The sequence below is a fragment of the Levilactobacillus fuyuanensis genome (assembly GCF_003946395.1).
GTDB lineage: Bacteria > Bacillota > Bacilli > Lactobacillales > Lactobacillaceae > Levilactobacillus > Levilactobacillus fuyuanensis.
The window spans coordinates 33361-50660 of record NZ_RHNZ01000020.1 but is presented as its reverse complement, the minus strand read 5'-3'; the positions used below and the strand labels follow the sequence as shown (position 1 = coordinate 50660).

Sequence of the window (17300 nt, the reverse complement as noted above, 5' to 3'; positions counted from 1 at the left end):
CCGTGCGGGTGATAATTAGAAACACACTCACATACGAAAAACCACCAAATCGCTGTTAAATCAACGTTTTGGTGGTTTTCTTTTTGCTTTGAAGCACGCTCAAATGCAAAGTCCTCTTCGCAAATTCTTCGCAAATATGTTTTCACCTTTTTAAATGCGAAGAATTGCGAAGAATATTATTCGCACACTATTCTAGCTTGATTAGGGGAACTTTTGTTCGTATAATCGTAGGTGAGGTGATAGCTATGGAACAACAACCACTTAATGGAATCCTTGAAAGCGACCCCCGAACTATCAAACTAAGCCCCCTGCTTCTTTATGTAAAGATACGTGACTCCAAGACAAACGAGCTAATCAATTGTTTAGTACACGTCCATGCCTTAGATTTTCTCTATCGTGCAGAGAAAGGATCAACGGCTGCACTCCTTGGGCACTATAATAGTAGACGACAATTCGTAATCACTAGATATGCGATTGTGGCTCACACAAAAGTTGGCGCATAAGGAGAAAAAACATGGAAACTAAAGTATATCAAGTGCCGACACCCGATCACCGTATCTGGATCATCTGTGACCAAATTGGCATATCGGTAACAACCGATCCAAAAACTGACATGGTGCCACTTACCATCACCGATGAGGCAGTGAGTGGTAAGGGAATTCTCACAAGTATGACACTCAGCGGAAAATCTATCGAGGTGCTTGTGGATCGAGCAAACAACCAATCCATCAAGCTACCGGCCGGAATTTATCAGTTCCACCGCAACACGCCCAATGCACCAGCTAAAGCTATCTTACAGCTAGCTCTCTCACATTAAACGAACAACTTCTCTTATTATGTACAAAAGCAGCTAAACATGGGGTCCTTAGGGGTGAACACCCATATTTAGTTGTTTTTTGATTGGTTAGACTAGAACCAACCTTTGTATGATAACACTTATGGATGCCTTGGCTCAATATCTCAACAAAAGCCACCCACCTCCTAAGAGATGAGTGGCCTTAGTGTTACTTATCTTTTTGACTTGTTTTGCTCTTCTCTTCTCTCTCTTTTCTAGAAGATCGTGTCCCATATATAAACACATATATCAAGCTACCCAAGCCAGTTAGCGAAAGCAATGTACCGTACGAATGGCCGATCACTGCGAGATAAATCCCACCACAGATTGCAGTAAGAGCAAGTATGAATGCAGATATAACTCCCATCATACTATTCCTTGTATTAGAAACAACGACTTTGTCTTCAATACTCTGACGATGAGCCATCTGTTTTTCTGCCATCGTCAATATTCTATCTGCCGCTCCAGGGAGAACCTGATTATATTTCAAAAATTGGTCGGGTGATGGTAGCGGTCCAGAAAACAAACTCTCTCGAACAGACATTCTAACTTGAGTAACAGCTACGATCTGTTGTTCAATTTCCTGTTTCTGTTCAGGATTTGGAGCTTTTTCCAGTTCTTTTAATAACGTCTTAACATCCTTTACACTATTGGAAGTTTTTAATTTATTTTTTTGATCATTATCGTCTCTTGGGTTCTCTGGCTTTATATCCATCTAACGCTCCAAACATATCATTGCCAACCGCCTTCCAGTCAGAATGCAAGGCATTAGTATCAGCCTCACGTTCATTATCGGAAGTATTGTATTCATCTGTCGTTGCACCTAAATCAAGTACTCGAGCAGCACCTCTAATAAAAGAAGGCATTGCAAAAAGGGAATCAAACATATCGCAGCACTCCTTCCATGATGCGTAAATTAATTTGAATAGAGCCCGACTACAGTCTCTTAGTATATTATCACCATGAGTGAATCAAATGTCAACTTTTACGGAGTATATGTCAACTTTCTTATACTTTTTTGTATAGCTCATATAGGATTACGTATTACTGCTAAAAAAAGGCGCTCACCCCGTTAGGAGTGAGCGCCCTTTCTAAATCAGTAACGTACAGGTATATCTTGTACTATACGCTTATTTGACAAATTTGTTAATCTTTTTGTTGCCACTGATAAATAATCCATTAGCTAACTGAATCCGAGTTGTATCTCCGTACTTGACTATCTTAGCGACATCAAACTCAGTCCCGGCTGGCTGCCAGTCCACAACATACTTAAGAGCTTTATCCTTGTACCGGTGAGTGCCACGCACAGACTTTACCCGTTTGACATCACCACCAGCCACATAGTAAAGCCGATTTACATTGTCCTGATTAGACGTGATGTAATACCCGTTTGCCAATTGGAACCGGGTAATTTTGCCGTAGGTCACCACTTTAGCAATCGCAAACACAGTTCCGGCTGGGAAGTTGTCCACTTTGTGCTTGAAGGCAACGTCCTTGTAACGATTAATCGGTGTCCGGGCATAGATCATCTTGGGGTTATACCGATAATAGATGGCCTTCTTAGGCTTGATCGTCTTAGTTGTGGTGCCATAGTAGAAGTTTGAATACATCTGGGACACATCGAAACCACCATAACACCCGGGGAAGTGCATTCTTGACGTCCATTGCCAGCCATTATATCCGGTATAAAGCTTAAACCCGGACGGGTTATAAGGATAGTTAGCCACCCAACCGCCACGGCCCGAGTTGTTCAATGGCACTGAATTAATCCAGCTGCCCATCGTATAGACGTCTGTCTTAGGATAGCCCATGCGGTGGACTTCGTTGATCCAAGCCTTAACAATTTTGGAGTTCTGATTCCAACCAGAATTGGTGGCTTCAAAATCAAGTACGATCACACTGTTCTTGCCCAAACCAGCCTTTAGCGCACTTCGGGCTGCCATCTGGGCTTCAGCCTTAGCACCAGCCACTGTCGTAAATCGGGAAAAGTGATAGCCGTTGACGTGTAAACCAGCAGATACCGCGTTACGAATGCTCGGCTTGGCCGTTTGGTCAGTGAAGTACGTACCTTCGGATAGCTTGGCTATCATGGCTTTGACGCCATACTTCTTCATCGAACGCCAATTGGCAACGGTCATGATCCCATTGTTATTAGAAGTATCCACAACATCATAATGTGGCATTACTTTGCATCTCCCTCCGTAGTGGCCGTGTTCTCTGGCACATCTAAGGGTGCTGGTTCAGCGGGCACTGTCGCAGCTTGCTTGTCCAGTTGTGCTTGCTTATCAGCGAACGCTTGCTCTGTGTCCGCCAGAGCGGCATTGTATTCGGCCTGTTTTGCTTGGGCTTTCGTATCTGTTGTTGTCATCGACTGATATGCTTTTTCGATGGCTGCTGAAATAATTGCCGGTGCCAGACTATCATGACCAAATACTTTCATTTGGCCTGTTACATCAGCAATCGCCTGCTCACGCTTTTCTTCCCCTGGCATTTCATAATTAGTGGCCGCCTTGTTGACAGCACTGAACGCCAATGTGTCTAACAGTCCCAATACTTCGCGCTGAGTAGCGGACTTGTTCGCCGCAATCTTGGTCTTCAATGCCGGATTGATCCGGGTAAACCAGCCAACCAGGGCAAAAATTAAGACACCTAAGATACCGGTGTCGTTGAGCAATTTAATAATCTTCGTAAATTCATTCATGCTTTTTCCTCCTAGGATTTTAACTGACTCTTGAGCTCTGCATTTTCAATTCGTAGCTGTTCGTTTTCCATAATGAGTTCATGATTTCTTTTTTCGGCTTCATCAGTTCGCGTCTTCATCTCCATGTACAGCCCTTGCCATTCTTCACGATTAGACTTCTTCCGTGATATTCGATTGGTGTACCATGCCGCAATCATACCGGCTACAACTGACATGATTAGATATATTTGGTGCAAATAGCTTTCGGTCAAACTGAATCCGAGCGGCGGGCAACAATCATAATGACAATGGTCAGTGCGGCATTACTGATCCACGGCATTCCGCTCCCCATAACCATTGAATGCAAGAACTGATAAAATGACAAGGTCGCCATGGCAAACGTGGCCACGGTTAAAATGATGTGATCCATCCTAACCGACCGCTTAGGGTCCAAGACCCAGATTGCCATAACCACACCAATCACCACATACATCATGCCTACGGCATCATCATTCGCAATTTCAGCGACTACTGGTGGCCAAGTAAAATAATGATCACTAACCATCAAAAATAGGCCAATACCAATCATGGTTAAAGCAATCACGGTATGCAGCGGATTATCCCGAAGTGGATGATACATATAAATTCCTTCTTCCATCAAAAAAGCACCTAGGCGGTTGTGGTATCCGTCGTTGGTGCCGTGTAATTCTTACCTGTCAGCTCCTTGTACTGTTCTGGTGTAATGCACCAGTTGACCATGTAGCTAATGTCTAAACCCCATGAAGCATACAATTTGGCGTCATTAATGTTAGGTGATGAAAATGGATTATTTCCCATGATAACTCCTCCTATTCTGCCTTAGTTGCAAGCTGTTTCTGAACAGCTACTATTTGTTGTGAAAGACTACCGAATTGCTTTTGAAATTGCTCTTGCGTAGTGACAAACTGTTGCTGAGCTTCTACTTGAGCCTTTGTGGCGCTTCCCAATGCTGTTTGCAAGCCTTCGATGGTTTTATCCCGCTTTTCGGCTTGTTCGCCTTGCTGGTCAATCAATCCTTGCAGATAGTCAATATCCAAATTGGGTAAGTTCCCCGGAGCTGTGACTTCTTGCGAATCATCACTCTTGAATGCATACATCCACCAGTATCGCGTGAAGTATTGAACCGAGGTAGTTGGGATATTGACTGCCCGTAAGTCATCCGCTGGTTCAAGCACGGGTGTGGTATCCTTGTCTGGAAACTGGTTATCTGAATCTGATTTTACGTAATAAATTGGCATTTCTTTTCCTCCTAACTTTGTGTATATGAGTTATTAAAAATTACGATACCGTCATTAGTCCTACCCCCTGGAATGCTAGAAATGGCAGACAAAGATGAATCTTTATCAAAATATAATTTGGCAGTCATCGGATAGTCACCATCGTCAAGTCCTACCGTCATTTTCTTTTGGATAGTCCATACTTTATTTTGTAATTCTGTTGGAAGTTGACTAACTATTGTCAGAGTAGCGTATGTGTTACCACCATTTCCCCCTACGCGTGCATACCCAGATATATATAGTGTGCCGTCGACAAGTCGATAAAAAGCAGTAGTAGCATCACTATTTACCAATAGTTTCCAAGCACTTGCCTCAATGCTTTTCAAATCAGCCGCGGTTGCGACATCGACACCTCCTGATTGTAATCCGGCCGTGAAATTAGTAAGTTTGCTGGAATCAACCATGTTAGCAGTAGCGGTGCTGATAGCGGTTGTAACATCTGATGTGGTTGCTACTGCTGTACCATTACTCTGCAATCCGGCAGTAAAGTTAGATAGCTTAGTAGTATCGGCAAGCGTTGATGGAACAGCAGGTACCCCATCTTTTGTGATATAGGGATTACCTGTAGTTTTATCAATTGGTGCTACATCAAATGTTTTTTGACCAGATATTTCTTCTGCTCCAGATAGGTGGGCAACCTTGGAATCGTCAGCAGGTGTGATAGTTAGCTTATCTTGCTTAGCGTTAACTTCCTCAATTCCTGCTACATCACTGGCAGGTTTACGCATATCAGCTACATTTACTTTATCCTCTGGATTAGGGCACCAATCAGTTGCTACACTACCTTTTTCTACCTTAACTTGTCTCCAAGCATATGAACCAGATACGTCCCCACTAGACCAAGCAAGTTGCAAAACAATTGTTTTGCCATCATTTTTATCAGGCGCATTAAAAGTAATTGATGCCCTACCTAATCCAGTAATAGTAGCTGATCCTATTGGTGCTTGTCCTTGTCGGTTACCATTGGTATCAGCTTGCCACACTTGAAAAAACATAGGATAATCATTTTTTTCAATTTTTACACTGGCTGTATATTGACAGCTATTCTCATAACTGAGTTTACCTATAGTTGCGACTAACCAATCGCTACCGGTAGCCGATTCAATATCATTGCTTGTGCCAGTCAATAGGTTAGTTCCTACAGCACTATTATCAACTTGAGTTTGCAATGCGTTAACTTCTTCAATTCCGGCTACATCACTGGCTGGTTTACGCATATCAGCTGTGTGTACTACCTTGCTATCATCTGCTTTGCCACTAATCTTCGTGTCTGCGTAGTCCTTTGCCGACTTGAGTGTTTCAGCGTCGCCATCGGAGACATTCTTGGTAGTCGCGATGGCATTGCCAGTACCGTCTACCGCACCCTTTTCAAGGGTAACGGCCTCCTTGAAGTCTGCTGGCTTGCTGCCATCGATGACGGTGGCAGGGATAAGGCTTTTTACATCGTCCGTTTTGACGTAATCGGCCAATGTTGCTTTTAGGATTTCGTTAGTAACGGCGCCAGCTGGGTTAACTGATATTTCGACGTTACTTGCCTGACCAACAACTGTTTCCAGATCAATTCCTAATGCCGACCCCATTGCATCTTGATGGATATAGACTGGGTCCTTTAGCACGGTGACACTGTACAGCACTTCCTTACCATCACCATCAACTGCGAAAAGCCCAACTGAATTCATCTGGTAATTATTAGGTGCTTTGGTTTGGTCGATTGCAACGTTGACATTGACAGTATTGTTGTTGATGACTGTCACGGTATTAATGTCAGCTGTCTGCTGTACATTATCCAGAGACGTCAGGACTTGTAACTCGGTAACCGATTGATTAAAAAGATTAGTGGTGCTGATTTCTGCTTTGGTAAATTTTGCCGTCGTCTCATTGGCGATAAGCCGTGCGGCTATTGACTGGGCGGCAGTCGTGAGGATAGTCGTTGCACTTCTCTGTTCGTCATTACTTGCCACTATTACCCCTCCTTTGCTTTAATTGTTTGTCTAATTTTGGTGACACTAGCTAGTCCTGCATCGCCTTGCATCGAGATATGGCGGTTCTGCGCGACATTCATTGTTGTATGAATTGTTTGGTGAACCATAGTATAAGAGGCCATATAGAGATTACTTTTGACTGTCGTTTGGAACTGGATCGAAGCTACTCTGGTTGGAGCCGCAACGGATGCCCGGACCTGATCAAGCAACATTGCTTCTTTCTCCTGTGAGTCAACATAGATTGCCGGGACATTCAAGACCTCAATTGCCATCGGTTCACCAGTTACGTTCCAAAGAGGGCGTACCCAAAATTCGTGTGGGTCCGCAGAGAGGATTACCGAGACGACATCATAAATCTGATTGATGGTCCCATCGGTATGACGTCGCGCAAGGCGTGCGTAAATCATTCGCCGATAGAAATCGTCATCCATCTGTCCTCGATAAACTCCAATGAGGTTACCTATTCTGTCTAGGAATCCACCCTCAGCAGTGTCTAGTGACCGCATTTTCAACAGCATATCTAGTCGTTTTTCACCCGCATTTATCGGCTGTTCGGCTAGCTGCATCAACTTCCAGTTATTTGATCCAGTAGACCGATCAAAAGATGGCGGTAAGTCCTTAATTGTTGGATCAATTTGCATTAGTTACCACCTCGATATTGCCCGGAGCATAAGTTGCTGACTCAAAGGTCTCTAGCTGGATATCGGACGCTGCTAAAGTATCAGTTGTGCGCCCAATCTTGATCTCCGCATCAGTCACGCCGACCACTCCATAAACCAAAGTGTAGAGATAAGTAAAACGCACCTTATCCCCCATTGTTAGAGAGTTAAGATACGTTTTGATGTTGGTTTTAATTTGGTCAATTCCATCTGTCTCAAATAAGGTACTATCAGTATCAAGCGTGACCGTCATAAAGATTGGCACGCCTGTTGGACGGTCAAAGTGAATCTCTTGCGGGTGCCCGCCACGGTCCAGCACCTTGCAAACCGTTGACCCTACTGTCTGAGTCCCACCAGCAAGAGTATCGCTAATAGCTTGAGCTACATCACCATCGATACCGCCTGAAGCATAGACGTGAATTGACTTTGGCGGGTCACTATTTTCATCGACTTCATTGGTGTCATTGACGTTAACCTCTACTTGATCGACCCCGGCTACGTTAGCCACTGATGATTTGATTCCGTCACGAGTAGCCCCCGACGGTGATTCTTCGAAGACTTTTACCCGATTCTTAAAAGTCTCATCATCCTCGGTAGTCATACCACCAGTCGCTGCCACCGGATTAGTGACCGAAGTGATCTCTTCAACCGGCATGGTTTGCTTAGTAATCGTACCTGCTGCGACATTCGCATCAGCTGACTCATCCATCGAGACAGCAATGCCGGAGCCATTGCCATCGGCATCCAAAATAACTGCATCTTCAAGTATGAAGGTTTGTCCATCTTCCGTTTCAAACATCTCATCAGCATCAATCACTGTTCCTGCTTTTCCGGTAAAAGATAAAGACACGTAAGCTGGTTGCGATTTGTTGCGAGTTAGTCCGAATAAGGCAACAACCTTATCTAAGGTAATCCCTGTTGCGGTATCGAAAAACCACGAGTCCCAAACGTTCCCAATAGTTTGTTCGTACTTAGCCATTCGGTGAGCCACGATACGGATAAAACTACCTAAGATAGACTTTTCAGCCGTCCCAATATTAGAACCCATCAGACTACCAGCAAGCTCAAATAGGTCAATTTGAATTGCATCCTCTGGCTCCGCTACATAACCTTGCGGCGTTAGTCCGTACTCAGCATCAGTTTCCGCCATCAATCGTCACCTCCTGTTCTATTTCCTCTTGATCATCTTCAATACCTGTTTGGTTCATATCAACGGTCATTTTCAAATTTACTGACAAAATTCGCGTTTTATGGTCCAAATTAAAAGTGGTATCTGTGATGGCTACCACTCGGGGTTCCTGCTCCAAAATTGCATCCTCAAAATCAGCTTGGGCAAAGGCTTCATTAAAGTCTTCACCGATAAGATTTTCATAGTCCATTCCCAAATCGGGTTCTAGTGGTGCGTCCCCCAGCTGATTACTGATGATGGTGCGAATTCCTTGAGCCAACTCCTCTTTACCAGTAACCGTCTGCATTTCACCATTTTCGATGACTAAATCGCCGTTCTCATCTTGTTTTAAATCTCGTAATTCCATTAAAACACCGCCTCGATAAAAGCATCATTCAGACTATGCAGACGATCCGAAGCGTTTGAGATATCTCCAGTATCGCCTACATCGGCTTCTGAAACGTCACGATCAAAGAAGCCCACACTTACGCTGACATCCTTTTTCACATCGTCTCGAGCATGCTTAGGAATTCGTACACTCAGAATCATCCCTCGCTTATCGCCATCAGGCGCAAGATCTTGTGGTTGTACGGTACAGGTATGATCCGATTCTACCGAAACTACTCGGCAAAGTAGGTGGACATGTGTCTCACGCTTTACCTTTCGTGCTAAGAAACGAAAAAACTTTAATTCCGGTCTTTTATTGGCCATTACTTTAGCACCCCCGTTGTTAGGAAGGACGACCCATCATAAGCGTGCTCACCGTTATCGACGACCATCGTACGATTAAGATTTCGACTCTTAACCTTGATCACCGCATCAGTCGTTATTCGATGCTGCAGTAGACAACTAAAACTCCAAGATTCACCATCGTCATCTTCACTGTAGGCAGGCTCATCAGTGAGGCCAGTTTCGGCTGATAGTAAGAACTCAGCAGGTTTGGTTGCTGTACTATTCTTCTTGGCCCCTCCGGCTTTTCGTAAAGCTTTTTCAGCCTTAGCCAGCAACTTTTTAGCGTCGATCCATGCATCCTTGGCATCCTTGACCTCTTTGGTCCGGTTGGTGTATGACTCAATGGCATTCTTGTGAGATTTCAAGCTGCCAACATCACTAATCCGCTGCTGCCAGTGTTTAATAGACTTCTGGGCCGCGGCCTTGCCACTCTTGGTTTTAGCCTTGGCCAATCGTCCCTGAGCCGCTGTCAGATTCTTCTTGTAAAGTTCCCGGTCCTTAGAGATTGTTGCTGTTGTAGACGACCGATACTTGGCTGCCGTCCCCTGTTGTTTCAACTTGGTCAGATAGTGGTTATGAGCCGACCGGACTGCAGTACGTCGTGTCCGTACAATCTTTTGCAGATCACTGGCACTGGTGTCATAAACCACGCAGTATTTTCCACGCACAATTCGGAGAACCGACCCACACTTCTTAGCAATAGATTCAATCAGTTCTAACGGCTGACCATCAGCTGTATAGCCCTTTTTAAATTTCTTCGGAATTTGCAGCTTGATGGATTTCAGCGGAATGCCTGACTTTTTGGCAATCGTCTTGATAACTTGTTCAGCATCCGATTGTTTCTTAAAGGTGATTGAAACATCTTTCTTTTTTGAGTAGTCGGCGCCCTGGATGAAGGTAAAGCTGAACTGCGAGTCAACACCGGACCATAGCAGAGGCGGAATTTTGTTGATGTTACCCTCCGTCAGAACTCCAACATCACCTTTATATCCTGCGTAAAGTGTGACGTGCTCTCCTTTTTTAAAAAGAGCCCGTGTCTTCTTAGACAGGTTCATGATGGTCACTGTCGCAACATCTGGTGTGGGCTCACTAGAAAATGGCACACTAAACTGAATTTCCAGCAAATGATTCAGCCGGTTTAGATTTTCAAGCGTCACTTTTTCCTTACCTGTATCCAGCACCAACTTGACTCGCCGATCCACTTGATACTTAGCTGCCATCATCATCACCCCCATCTTCGCCAATTCCAACATAGTCATCGCTACTAAGATCATCTGTTGGGTCAATATCATCGATCATCAAGAACACTGTCCGCCCAAAAGTCTCAGCATTGACGGCTGTGGCTTGTCCGGACTCATCCATTGGTACCAAGTCAACCGCTGGCAGTCGGTCATCATTGACGTAGGCCCATAGTCGATGATTGAGTACCAATTTTTCACCCAAAATGATTGGGTTGAGGTCCTCGTCGTATAAATCGACCGTAAAAAAATCACCAACAGCGTTGTAGGAAACTCCAAAGTTGAAGGTGACATCTGCTAATTCAATTTCAAAAATCTCTGGGAGATCATCAACATCTATCGGAATATAGTCGCGTTGCGACATCACCACTCACCTCACTTAACTCTAACCCGAACACCAATAGGTATCTTGCGATCCGGATACTTGTTCCACTTACGCAACGTCGCAATCGATGTTCCAAAGCTTTGATGGAACCCCCAGTAGGTATCCCCGGCTTTAGTCTTGCGATAAGTACCCTTAGTCTGAGCAGACTTGGTACTACCAGTGGGCTTCTTATTACCGTTACTTTTTTTACCCTTCTTTTTGATTCGGGAAGTCTTAGCAAAATGTACAAACTTCAAGCTCATTGTTGCCTCAATTGTCGAAGTGTACTTTTCGCCATGACGGGTTAAGTCCTCAATTTGAAGATGTTTGTAGTAAACGACGGCACCCTTGAAAACCACTTGTGTGCCATCGAACCGCCACTTATTCAACTTGGACCAAACCTTATTGGCCTTAGCCATCGTATCTTCTTGAATCAATATTGAAAGGGTGATTGTCTTACTTGTTGACCTTGAATGATCGGTGATAGGTTCGCCCTTCTCAATAGCATACTGAGTGACCTCAGAAGCCGAATCATCATCCTCAGTCTTGGCATGAATCCCAATTCGTTGAGACATCTTATTTTTTCCGTATTCGTGCATATATGCACCAAAAAACTCGGAAGTCCCATCCCGAGTTCGTTTGTATACAGGTTTTACCATTATGCTCCTCCTAACAGATCTTGTAATTGCTCAAAGCTTTCACCCATCGCTTCCTTGACCCACTTCATAACTTGTTGCTTCGTGATATTTCCGCTGGCGTCACCAGTTATATTGACATGGATCGTTGGGTGAAAATCAATCTTGGGTTTACTGCTGTGTCGTGAATTTGAAGGAATGGATTGGTTCGCAATCTGCTTTGATTTCTCGTGCGGATAAATGGTTCCGGCTGAGTCTGGCTTGAAAAGCTCAGGCCCCTTCTCGCCGACAATCGACCACTCACCAACCTTCGGACGACCACCCTTGGCATAAGCACTTGCCGCAACACGCTCAAAGGCGGCCCGTCCAGAACCATAACGGCGTTTAATATATCGAATGGAAGCTAGTATGTTGTCATACCCATTCAAGATGTTGGTATGCCCCTTAAAAGCATTTGCCTTAAAGGTTGATAGTGTCGTTTGGGTCAGACCTTTAGAAGGATTACCGGCCTTGGCATTGCTATCCCAGTTGTTTACAGTGGTTGGGTTGCCGCCTGACTCACGACTGATAAGCCGTAGCATATCATTTACACGCCAATCCGTAGCTGAAAGGCTATTGACTCTAAGAGCCTTCTCGACTGCTGACTTCCAGCGTTTAACTCCAGACCCTCCGGGGTTTCCCATTGAACCGCCAGCCGAGTCATTTTGAAGGTTCTTAGAAATCCAAGCCAACGCTGACTTGCCAATCTCGCGCTTGAAGAGCTTTTCAACGCCAGCATCCTTAGACTTACTCTTCTCCACACCAGAGCTCTTGCCATGCATCTTGGTGACATCGTACCAACCATTGTGGCTCATACCACCGTGATTCCAGACAGAGCCTTTAGATACACCAATGTGAACGTGAGGCGGTGTGCCAACATTGTTATGGCCCAACGTCGCGACTGTTTGACCAGTCCTTACGGTATCTCCGACACTAACCTTCGCATTCTTGGCCATCCCATACTCTTGGTAAATCTCTTCGTATCCATCATCTGATTTGACGACAATCGAATGACCAACGGCTCCCCAGCCAGAGGGCGGATACCCGACACGAATAACTTTTCCACCATGCACGGCATGAATTGCCGAACCAACTGCACCGGAAAAGTCATTTCCATCATGCAGTCCGCTTCCTCGTGCGGAATTAAATCCATCAGTTTTAGCAAGCCCTGGTGAGTGGGCCCAGTTACCGCCGGCCCCGCTGCCACCATTTATAGCATCATTGATGACGTTCCAACCAGCCTTGTACCAATTAGGACCGACAGAATCCGTCGCCCCCTTAGCTGTAGTGGTCAACCCACGTTGCAGGTCAGACCCTTTAGGCTTAATCGTCTTGTCATCAAAGTCACGTTTCCAAGCAGCATCTGGGTTCTTATGATTCTTAGAAGCCAGACTAATCAGCTTATCATCAGACGCACCAGTACCTTTCTTGAAGTGTGGCAAGTATGGTTTGGCCTTCTCAACCTGTGATCCGTTGAAGACTTCATCACCCTTTTTCAGGGGCGTAATGACATCCTTACCAATAGGCTTCAAAAGTTGACTGCCACGGGCCACTAGTTCTTGTCGAGGGCCACTTGTTGCGTCGTTAAGAACGGCCAGCTGGTCACTAGCGATTGGACCCTTAGACCCAGTTGCATAGTGAATTGGCTTCAATACAGACTTGTTCCCACCGAACTGAGCCAGTGTGGTATCAATGCTACTGATACCCGAATTCATTGATGAAATTGCACCGGCCATTCCGTCATGGGCTTGGCCTTTTAACTTGCCAAAAATGGACCCAAAATCGCTAACTAGGTCCGTTGTGACGCTGTTAAACTGCTTGTGCATTGACTTCAGTGAGGCAACCGTATCATCTTTGACGTCGTCAAACTTCTTGACCGCCTGCCTATGCAGTTTCGTGGTCTCAGATTCCGCATCAGTGCGAGTATCATGCCACAATGAGGCGTTTTTCTTGTTGAGCTGTTTCAGCGACGAAGCAGACTTCTTAGACATGTCACCGTAGTTCTTAGTGACTAATTTCGACATCTTTTTGGATTCCGAAATTGAGTCTTTAGAAGTCTTCTTGCTCAGCCCTGGCATAGCGGCTCCGCTACCAGTAGCAAAGCTAGTTAACTGGATCGTGCCAGCAGCAAAGTTAGGGAGTCGTTGACTGAAAGCACCATGTGCCATCTTGGCAACATCTGCGTGGCTGTAGATACGATCACCCGATCGTACCTGTAGAAGTTGCGCACCCTTAGCACCCACAACGCTGAATTGCTTCCCGCGTTGTAAGACCTCGGAGCCATTTTCCCCAACCATTGCCATACCGGTCTTACGGATTGATCCACCAGCTGCATACCCAGAATATCCAGGAACCGATATGGTACCGCCTGCGTTGATCGTTGGGCTGCCTTTGCTTGACGACTTACCACTGCCGCTTGGCTTAGATGTAAAGGATTTTTTAATTCGGCTCCAAAAACCTTCTAGCCAATTGCCAAATTTTTGCATCCCCGTCTTGGCTTGACCAGTCCAAGAATTGAAAGAACTAAGGGCAGAACCAGACATCTTCTCAACTTGAGCTACGACTTGTTTGTGCATCCGGGTTGCCGAGCCAATAGACTTGTTTTCTGTCTTTTTAGCAGCGTCAATTGATTTGTCGCGAGTTGATTCTGCTTTTGCGATAATCTCATCGTGTTGCTTTTTTGAAATTGACTTGCTGACATAATACTCATGGTCAGCAGCAGATTCAATCGCTTTGTATTTCTTATCTGCAGATTTCTTTACAGACGTATATGTGCTTTGCGCATCAGTAATCTGTTTACGCATAGCTTTGTATGAAGCAGAAATCTGGTTCGATGCTTGTGTGGCAGAAATTTTCTTGGTTGAGTCACGCAATTTACCCAGAATAATTTTTTGTTTAGAACTGCCGCTAGACATAAGGGCCGAAATACGATTTTCAGCATTTTGAACTGCCTTTTCGCGACCCTTTCCACCCTTACTTTCAGCCTTACTCAGTTCGGCAATTGCGACCTTTGTTTTATGCAAACGTGAATTAAGACTAGAACTATCAGATTTTTCAATTTTTCGAGCTTCCGTTGCAGAAACGGCACCATATTTTTGAAGAGTCTTGATAGCTGAGTTAGACGATTTTTGCTGTGCCTTGGTGTAACCAGCCGCACTCTTTGAAAGACGACCATATAAAGACTTATTGACACTAGTACCAATGGCTTTGCCCTTAGAATTCATCATTGAGGCATGTGTTGACCAGTTAAGTTGAGCTTGAGAAAACAGCTTGCTAGTGGCATTTAGCTCACGTTTAGTCTGTTTAGATAATCCATCAATTGGGCTTTTGACTTTTTTAGGCACAGACGTCATACCAGCGAAATTAGATCCATACGGATTGGTTAGTAGCGTTTGGCGACTCACTGAGCCACTCTTTTTAGCGCTGACATCGTAACTATGAATATTTTTGCTTACTTGTTTAACAATGTGACTATCAGCAAGTGCATTGCCTATGGCCCCACCAACAGATGCACCAATTGTGGTAACAAGTGGATTTCCACCACTTAGAGCGGCCGCAACTCCACCGCCGACTGCGGAACCAGCGCCGTGCCATAACGCCTTGCCGCCTTGCTTGCTATCAACACCAGAATGAATTGCTTTAACAACATCGCTACCAATACTTAAACCAATGCCAGCATATGTTAGCTTGGAAACTAATCCTGAACTAGCCAGTTTGCCAGAACCACTCGCTACCGCGGAAGAAGCCACCGTCGCTTTTTTAGATGCACTCACTGCTCCTTCGGATTCTGCCAATGCTGTCGAAGACGCAGCTAATGCATCCTGAGATACAGCTAAGCCTTTGATAAGTTTGGCCGTCTTGATGGCCGCACTACCTAGTGTTGTGATAACACTAACAACTTTTGCAGCTGGTGCCAATGCAGCAACCGTTATGGCAGTCCACGTCAGCATGGTCTTTTGTGACTTATCAAGTTTGCCAAATTTCTCCAGCAAGCCCCCCATACCGATTGCCAGTTTAGTAATCGACGGGAGTACCGTTTGTGCAAAAGTGATAGCTAAACCCGATGCTGCCTGTTTGAACTTGTTAATCTGGTTTTGAGCAGACTGCATGTTCTTTGCAGACAGCTTGCCGGTATAGTCATTCTTAGCTGAATCCTTGACCTTCTCGTTTAACTTGCCAAGCTGATCAGCATTTTCAGCTAAGATGGCTCCAGCTTGTTGCCCTGTTGCCCCAAACAGATTATGAAATACAGAGGCCTTTTCAGTCGCTCCTAGCTTGGCACTATGCTTTTGAATTAGGCTAAAAGTGTCAGCCATAGACTTCATATCACCATTTTTCTTGGTGAAATCTTTGGTTGAAAGTCCTAATTTATCAAGCGCACCTTGTGCTGCTTTTGAAGGTGACTGTAGACTGGTCAGTGTCTTACGTAACCCAGTCCCGGCTTTATCAGCTTCGAGACCATTATTAGATAAGATACCGATTGCACTGGCAGTTTCGGACAGACTTAATCCGGCTTGCTTAGCACTGACACCAGAGTAACTAAGAGCGATCCCCATCGAATGGAAGTCCGTTGCCGTCAAATCAGCAGCGTATGCCATTTGATTAGTAACTGTCTTAGTGTTCTTGATCATGCCAGCAGTAGAGTTGGCCCGCATTCCGAAGGACTCTAAGGCTGCTGTTGAATCATGCACAACGTCTGAGAAACTGTCCCCAGAAGCTACAGATGCCTTTAGCATGGACTTCATAGAACCAAGAGACTGCTCAGAGGTGTAACCACGCTTGGTTAGTTCCTGGTACCCCTCAGCAATTGACTTCTGGGATTTACCGTACTGAATAGAATATTTAGCGCCGTCAGCCTGCATTTGCTTAGTGGCCTTCAGTGAAGTTCTGGCACTCTCACCACCAGTCGTCAGCAAGTTATTGGTGACCTTGTACTCATGCTGAAGCTCAATGGCCTTCTTAGCGCCATAGACAAACGCGGCGCCAACACCTAGGCTCAATGCCTTGGTCTTATCATAAACACGGTTAGCAGACTCAGACACCGTCTTCATGGACTTCTGGGCTCGATTGAATCCGTTGAGTTCGTTAGAAGTCTTAGCCATCTGTAGGCCTAGATCATTAACACGCTTTCGCTGTGCCTGATAGGCCTCTGAAGTTGAGCCACTAGCTGTCTTTACTCGCTGGAGCTGAGTAACTTCTTTACTATACTGAGTTTGTAGACTCGCGTATGTACCACGCAGTGACCGAATATGGTCACTGTTAGCAGCATGTGCATGGCCTTGGGCCTTTAATGTTTCAGTGTACGAGGCATCAGCCTTCTGGCTAAGTTCTAGCGATTTTCTCGAAGACTTAAGTGCGGTTTCATATTCCTTAACCTGCTCTTTAAGCTTGGCCCTGTCTTGCGCAGACTCTCGATCCTGTCGTCCAGAATTGCGTTGGGCCTCAGTATAAGACTTGGTAGCTGATGTAGACTCTCGCTGGGCCGCTGCTGAAGCTCGCTGGCTGGCTGAGAAACTGGCGCTTGCCGTCGTTGCCGACTTTGTTGCCGTTTCTAGTGTTTTGACGCTACCTTCTGCAGACCGTAGCCCACTATCATCCACTTTCCAATCAATATCGATTGTCGTGTGCTTGATTGCCATACTTTTTCACCTC

The 17300-nt window shown here is 45.2% G+C and carries 18 protein-coding genes; 1 reads left to right on the top strand and 17 read right to left on the bottom strand.

What is annotated here, in order from left to right; genetic code table 11:
- Positions 1-514 precede the first annotated feature (514 nt).
- Positions 515-817, top strand: a complete 303-nt coding sequence (locus EKM73_RS10645; RefSeq protein WP_125701858.1) for a hypothetical protein — start codon at positions 515-517, stop codon at positions 815-817.
- Positions 818-1004: 187 nt separating this feature from the next.
- Here EKM73_RS10645 and EKM73_RS10640 read toward each other — a convergent pair whose 3' ends face one another.
- The 17 genes from EKM73_RS10640 to EKM73_RS10560 all read right to left on the bottom strand — a co-directional run bounded on the left by EKM73_RS10640 (position 1005) and on the right by EKM73_RS10560 (position 17287).
- Complete coding sequence (locus tag EKM73_RS10640) at positions 1005-1550, bottom strand: DUF2335 domain-containing protein (RefSeq protein ID WP_125701857.1); 546 nt, start codon at positions 1548-1550, stop codon at positions 1005-1007.
- A complete protein-coding gene (locus EKM73_RS10635; RefSeq protein WP_125701856.1) occupies positions 1516-1722 on the bottom strand; it encodes a hypothetical protein in 207 nt (68 codons plus the stop codon). Before EKM73_RS10635 ends, EKM73_RS10640 begins: the two co-directional genes overlap by 35 nt.
- A gap of 243 nt (positions 1723-1965) precedes the next feature.
- Complete coding sequence (locus tag EKM73_RS10630) at positions 1966-3018, bottom strand: GH25 family lysozyme (RefSeq protein WP_125701855.1); 1053 nt, start codon at positions 3016-3018, stop codon at positions 1966-1968.
- Positions 3018-3536 (bottom strand): phage holin family protein, encoded by a 519-nt coding sequence (locus EKM73_RS10625; protein WP_125701854.1) that lies wholly within the window; start codon positions 3534-3536, stop codon positions 3018-3020. Before EKM73_RS10625 ends, EKM73_RS10630 begins: the two co-directional genes overlap by 1 nt.
- 11 nt (positions 3537-3547) lie before the next feature.
- On the bottom strand, positions 3548-3751 hold the full coding sequence (locus EKM73_RS10620; RefSeq protein WP_087609444.1) for a hypothetical protein: 204 nt from the start codon (positions 3749-3751) through the stop codon (positions 3548-3550).
- 32 nt (positions 3752-3783) lie between these two features.
- Positions 3784-4173 carry a hypothetical protein gene (locus EKM73_RS10615; protein ID WP_125701853.1) on the bottom strand — a complete coding sequence of 130 codons (390 nt, stop codon included), beginning with the start codon at positions 4171-4173 and terminating at the stop codon, positions 3784-3786.
- Positions 4174-4184: 11 nt separating this feature from the next.
- Positions 4185-4352, bottom strand: a complete 168-nt coding sequence (locus tag EKM73_RS10610) for an XkdX family protein (RefSeq protein WP_125701852.1) — start codon at positions 4350-4352, stop codon at positions 4185-4187.
- An 11-nt stretch (positions 4353-4363) separates the two neighbouring features.
- Positions 4364-4792 (bottom strand): hypothetical protein, encoded by a 429-nt coding sequence (locus EKM73_RS10605; RefSeq protein WP_125701851.1) that lies wholly within the window; start codon positions 4790-4792, stop codon positions 4364-4366.
- 11 nt (positions 4793-4803) lie between these two features.
- Positions 4804-6792 carry a hypothetical protein gene (locus EKM73_RS12835; RefSeq protein ID WP_191988636.1) on the bottom strand — a complete coding sequence of 663 codons (1989 nt, stop codon included), beginning with the start codon at positions 6790-6792 and terminating at the stop codon, positions 4804-4806.
- A 2-nt stretch (positions 6793-6794) separates the two neighbouring features.
- Entirely contained in the window at positions 6795-7454 is a 660-nt protein-coding gene (locus tag EKM73_RS10595; protein WP_125701850.1) for a hypothetical protein, read from the bottom strand.
- Positions 7444-8622: a baseplate J/gp47 family protein gene (locus EKM73_RS10590; RefSeq protein WP_125701849.1), complete on the bottom strand. Its 1179-nt coding sequence runs from the start codon at positions 8620-8622 to the stop codon at positions 7444-7446. Before EKM73_RS10590 ends, EKM73_RS10595 begins: the two co-directional genes overlap by 11 nt.
- The gene (locus EKM73_RS10585) at positions 8609-9007 is read right to left on the bottom strand and encodes a DUF2634 domain-containing protein (protein WP_015474088.1); all 399 of its coding nucleotides are present in this window, start codon (positions 9005-9007) and stop codon (positions 8609-8611) included. Before EKM73_RS10585 ends, EKM73_RS10590 begins: the two co-directional genes overlap by 14 nt.
- Positions 9007-9351, bottom strand: coding sequence for a hypothetical protein (locus EKM73_RS10580; protein ID WP_125701848.1), 345 nt, complete (start codon positions 9349-9351; stop codon positions 9007-9009). The genes EKM73_RS10585 and EKM73_RS10580 overlap by 1 nt, the downstream gene beginning before the upstream one ends.
- The gene (locus tag EKM73_RS10575) at positions 9351-10658 is read right to left on the bottom strand and encodes a hypothetical protein (protein ID WP_225421383.1); all 1308 of its coding nucleotides are present in this window, start codon (positions 10656-10658) and stop codon (positions 9351-9353) included. The genes EKM73_RS10580 and EKM73_RS10575 overlap by 1 nt, the downstream gene beginning before the upstream one ends.
- The gene (locus EKM73_RS10570; protein ID WP_164508917.1) at positions 10582-10974 is read right to left on the bottom strand and encodes a phage baseplate plug family protein; all 393 of its coding nucleotides are present in this window, start codon (positions 10972-10974) and stop codon (positions 10582-10584) included. The genes EKM73_RS10575 and EKM73_RS10570 overlap by 77 nt, the downstream gene beginning before the upstream one ends.
- Positions 10975-10985: 11 nt before the next feature.
- On the bottom strand, positions 10986-11633 hold the full coding sequence (locus EKM73_RS10565) for a LysM peptidoglycan-binding domain-containing protein (RefSeq protein ID WP_125701846.1): 648 nt from the start codon (positions 11631-11633) through the stop codon (positions 10986-10988).
- The gene (locus EKM73_RS10560; RefSeq protein ID WP_125701845.1) at positions 11633-17287 is read right to left on the bottom strand and encodes a phage tail tape measure protein; all 5655 of its coding nucleotides are present in this window, start codon (positions 17285-17287) and stop codon (positions 11633-11635) included. The genes EKM73_RS10565 and EKM73_RS10560 overlap by 1 nt, the downstream gene beginning before the upstream one ends.
- Positions 17288-17300: the final 13 nt, after the last annotated feature.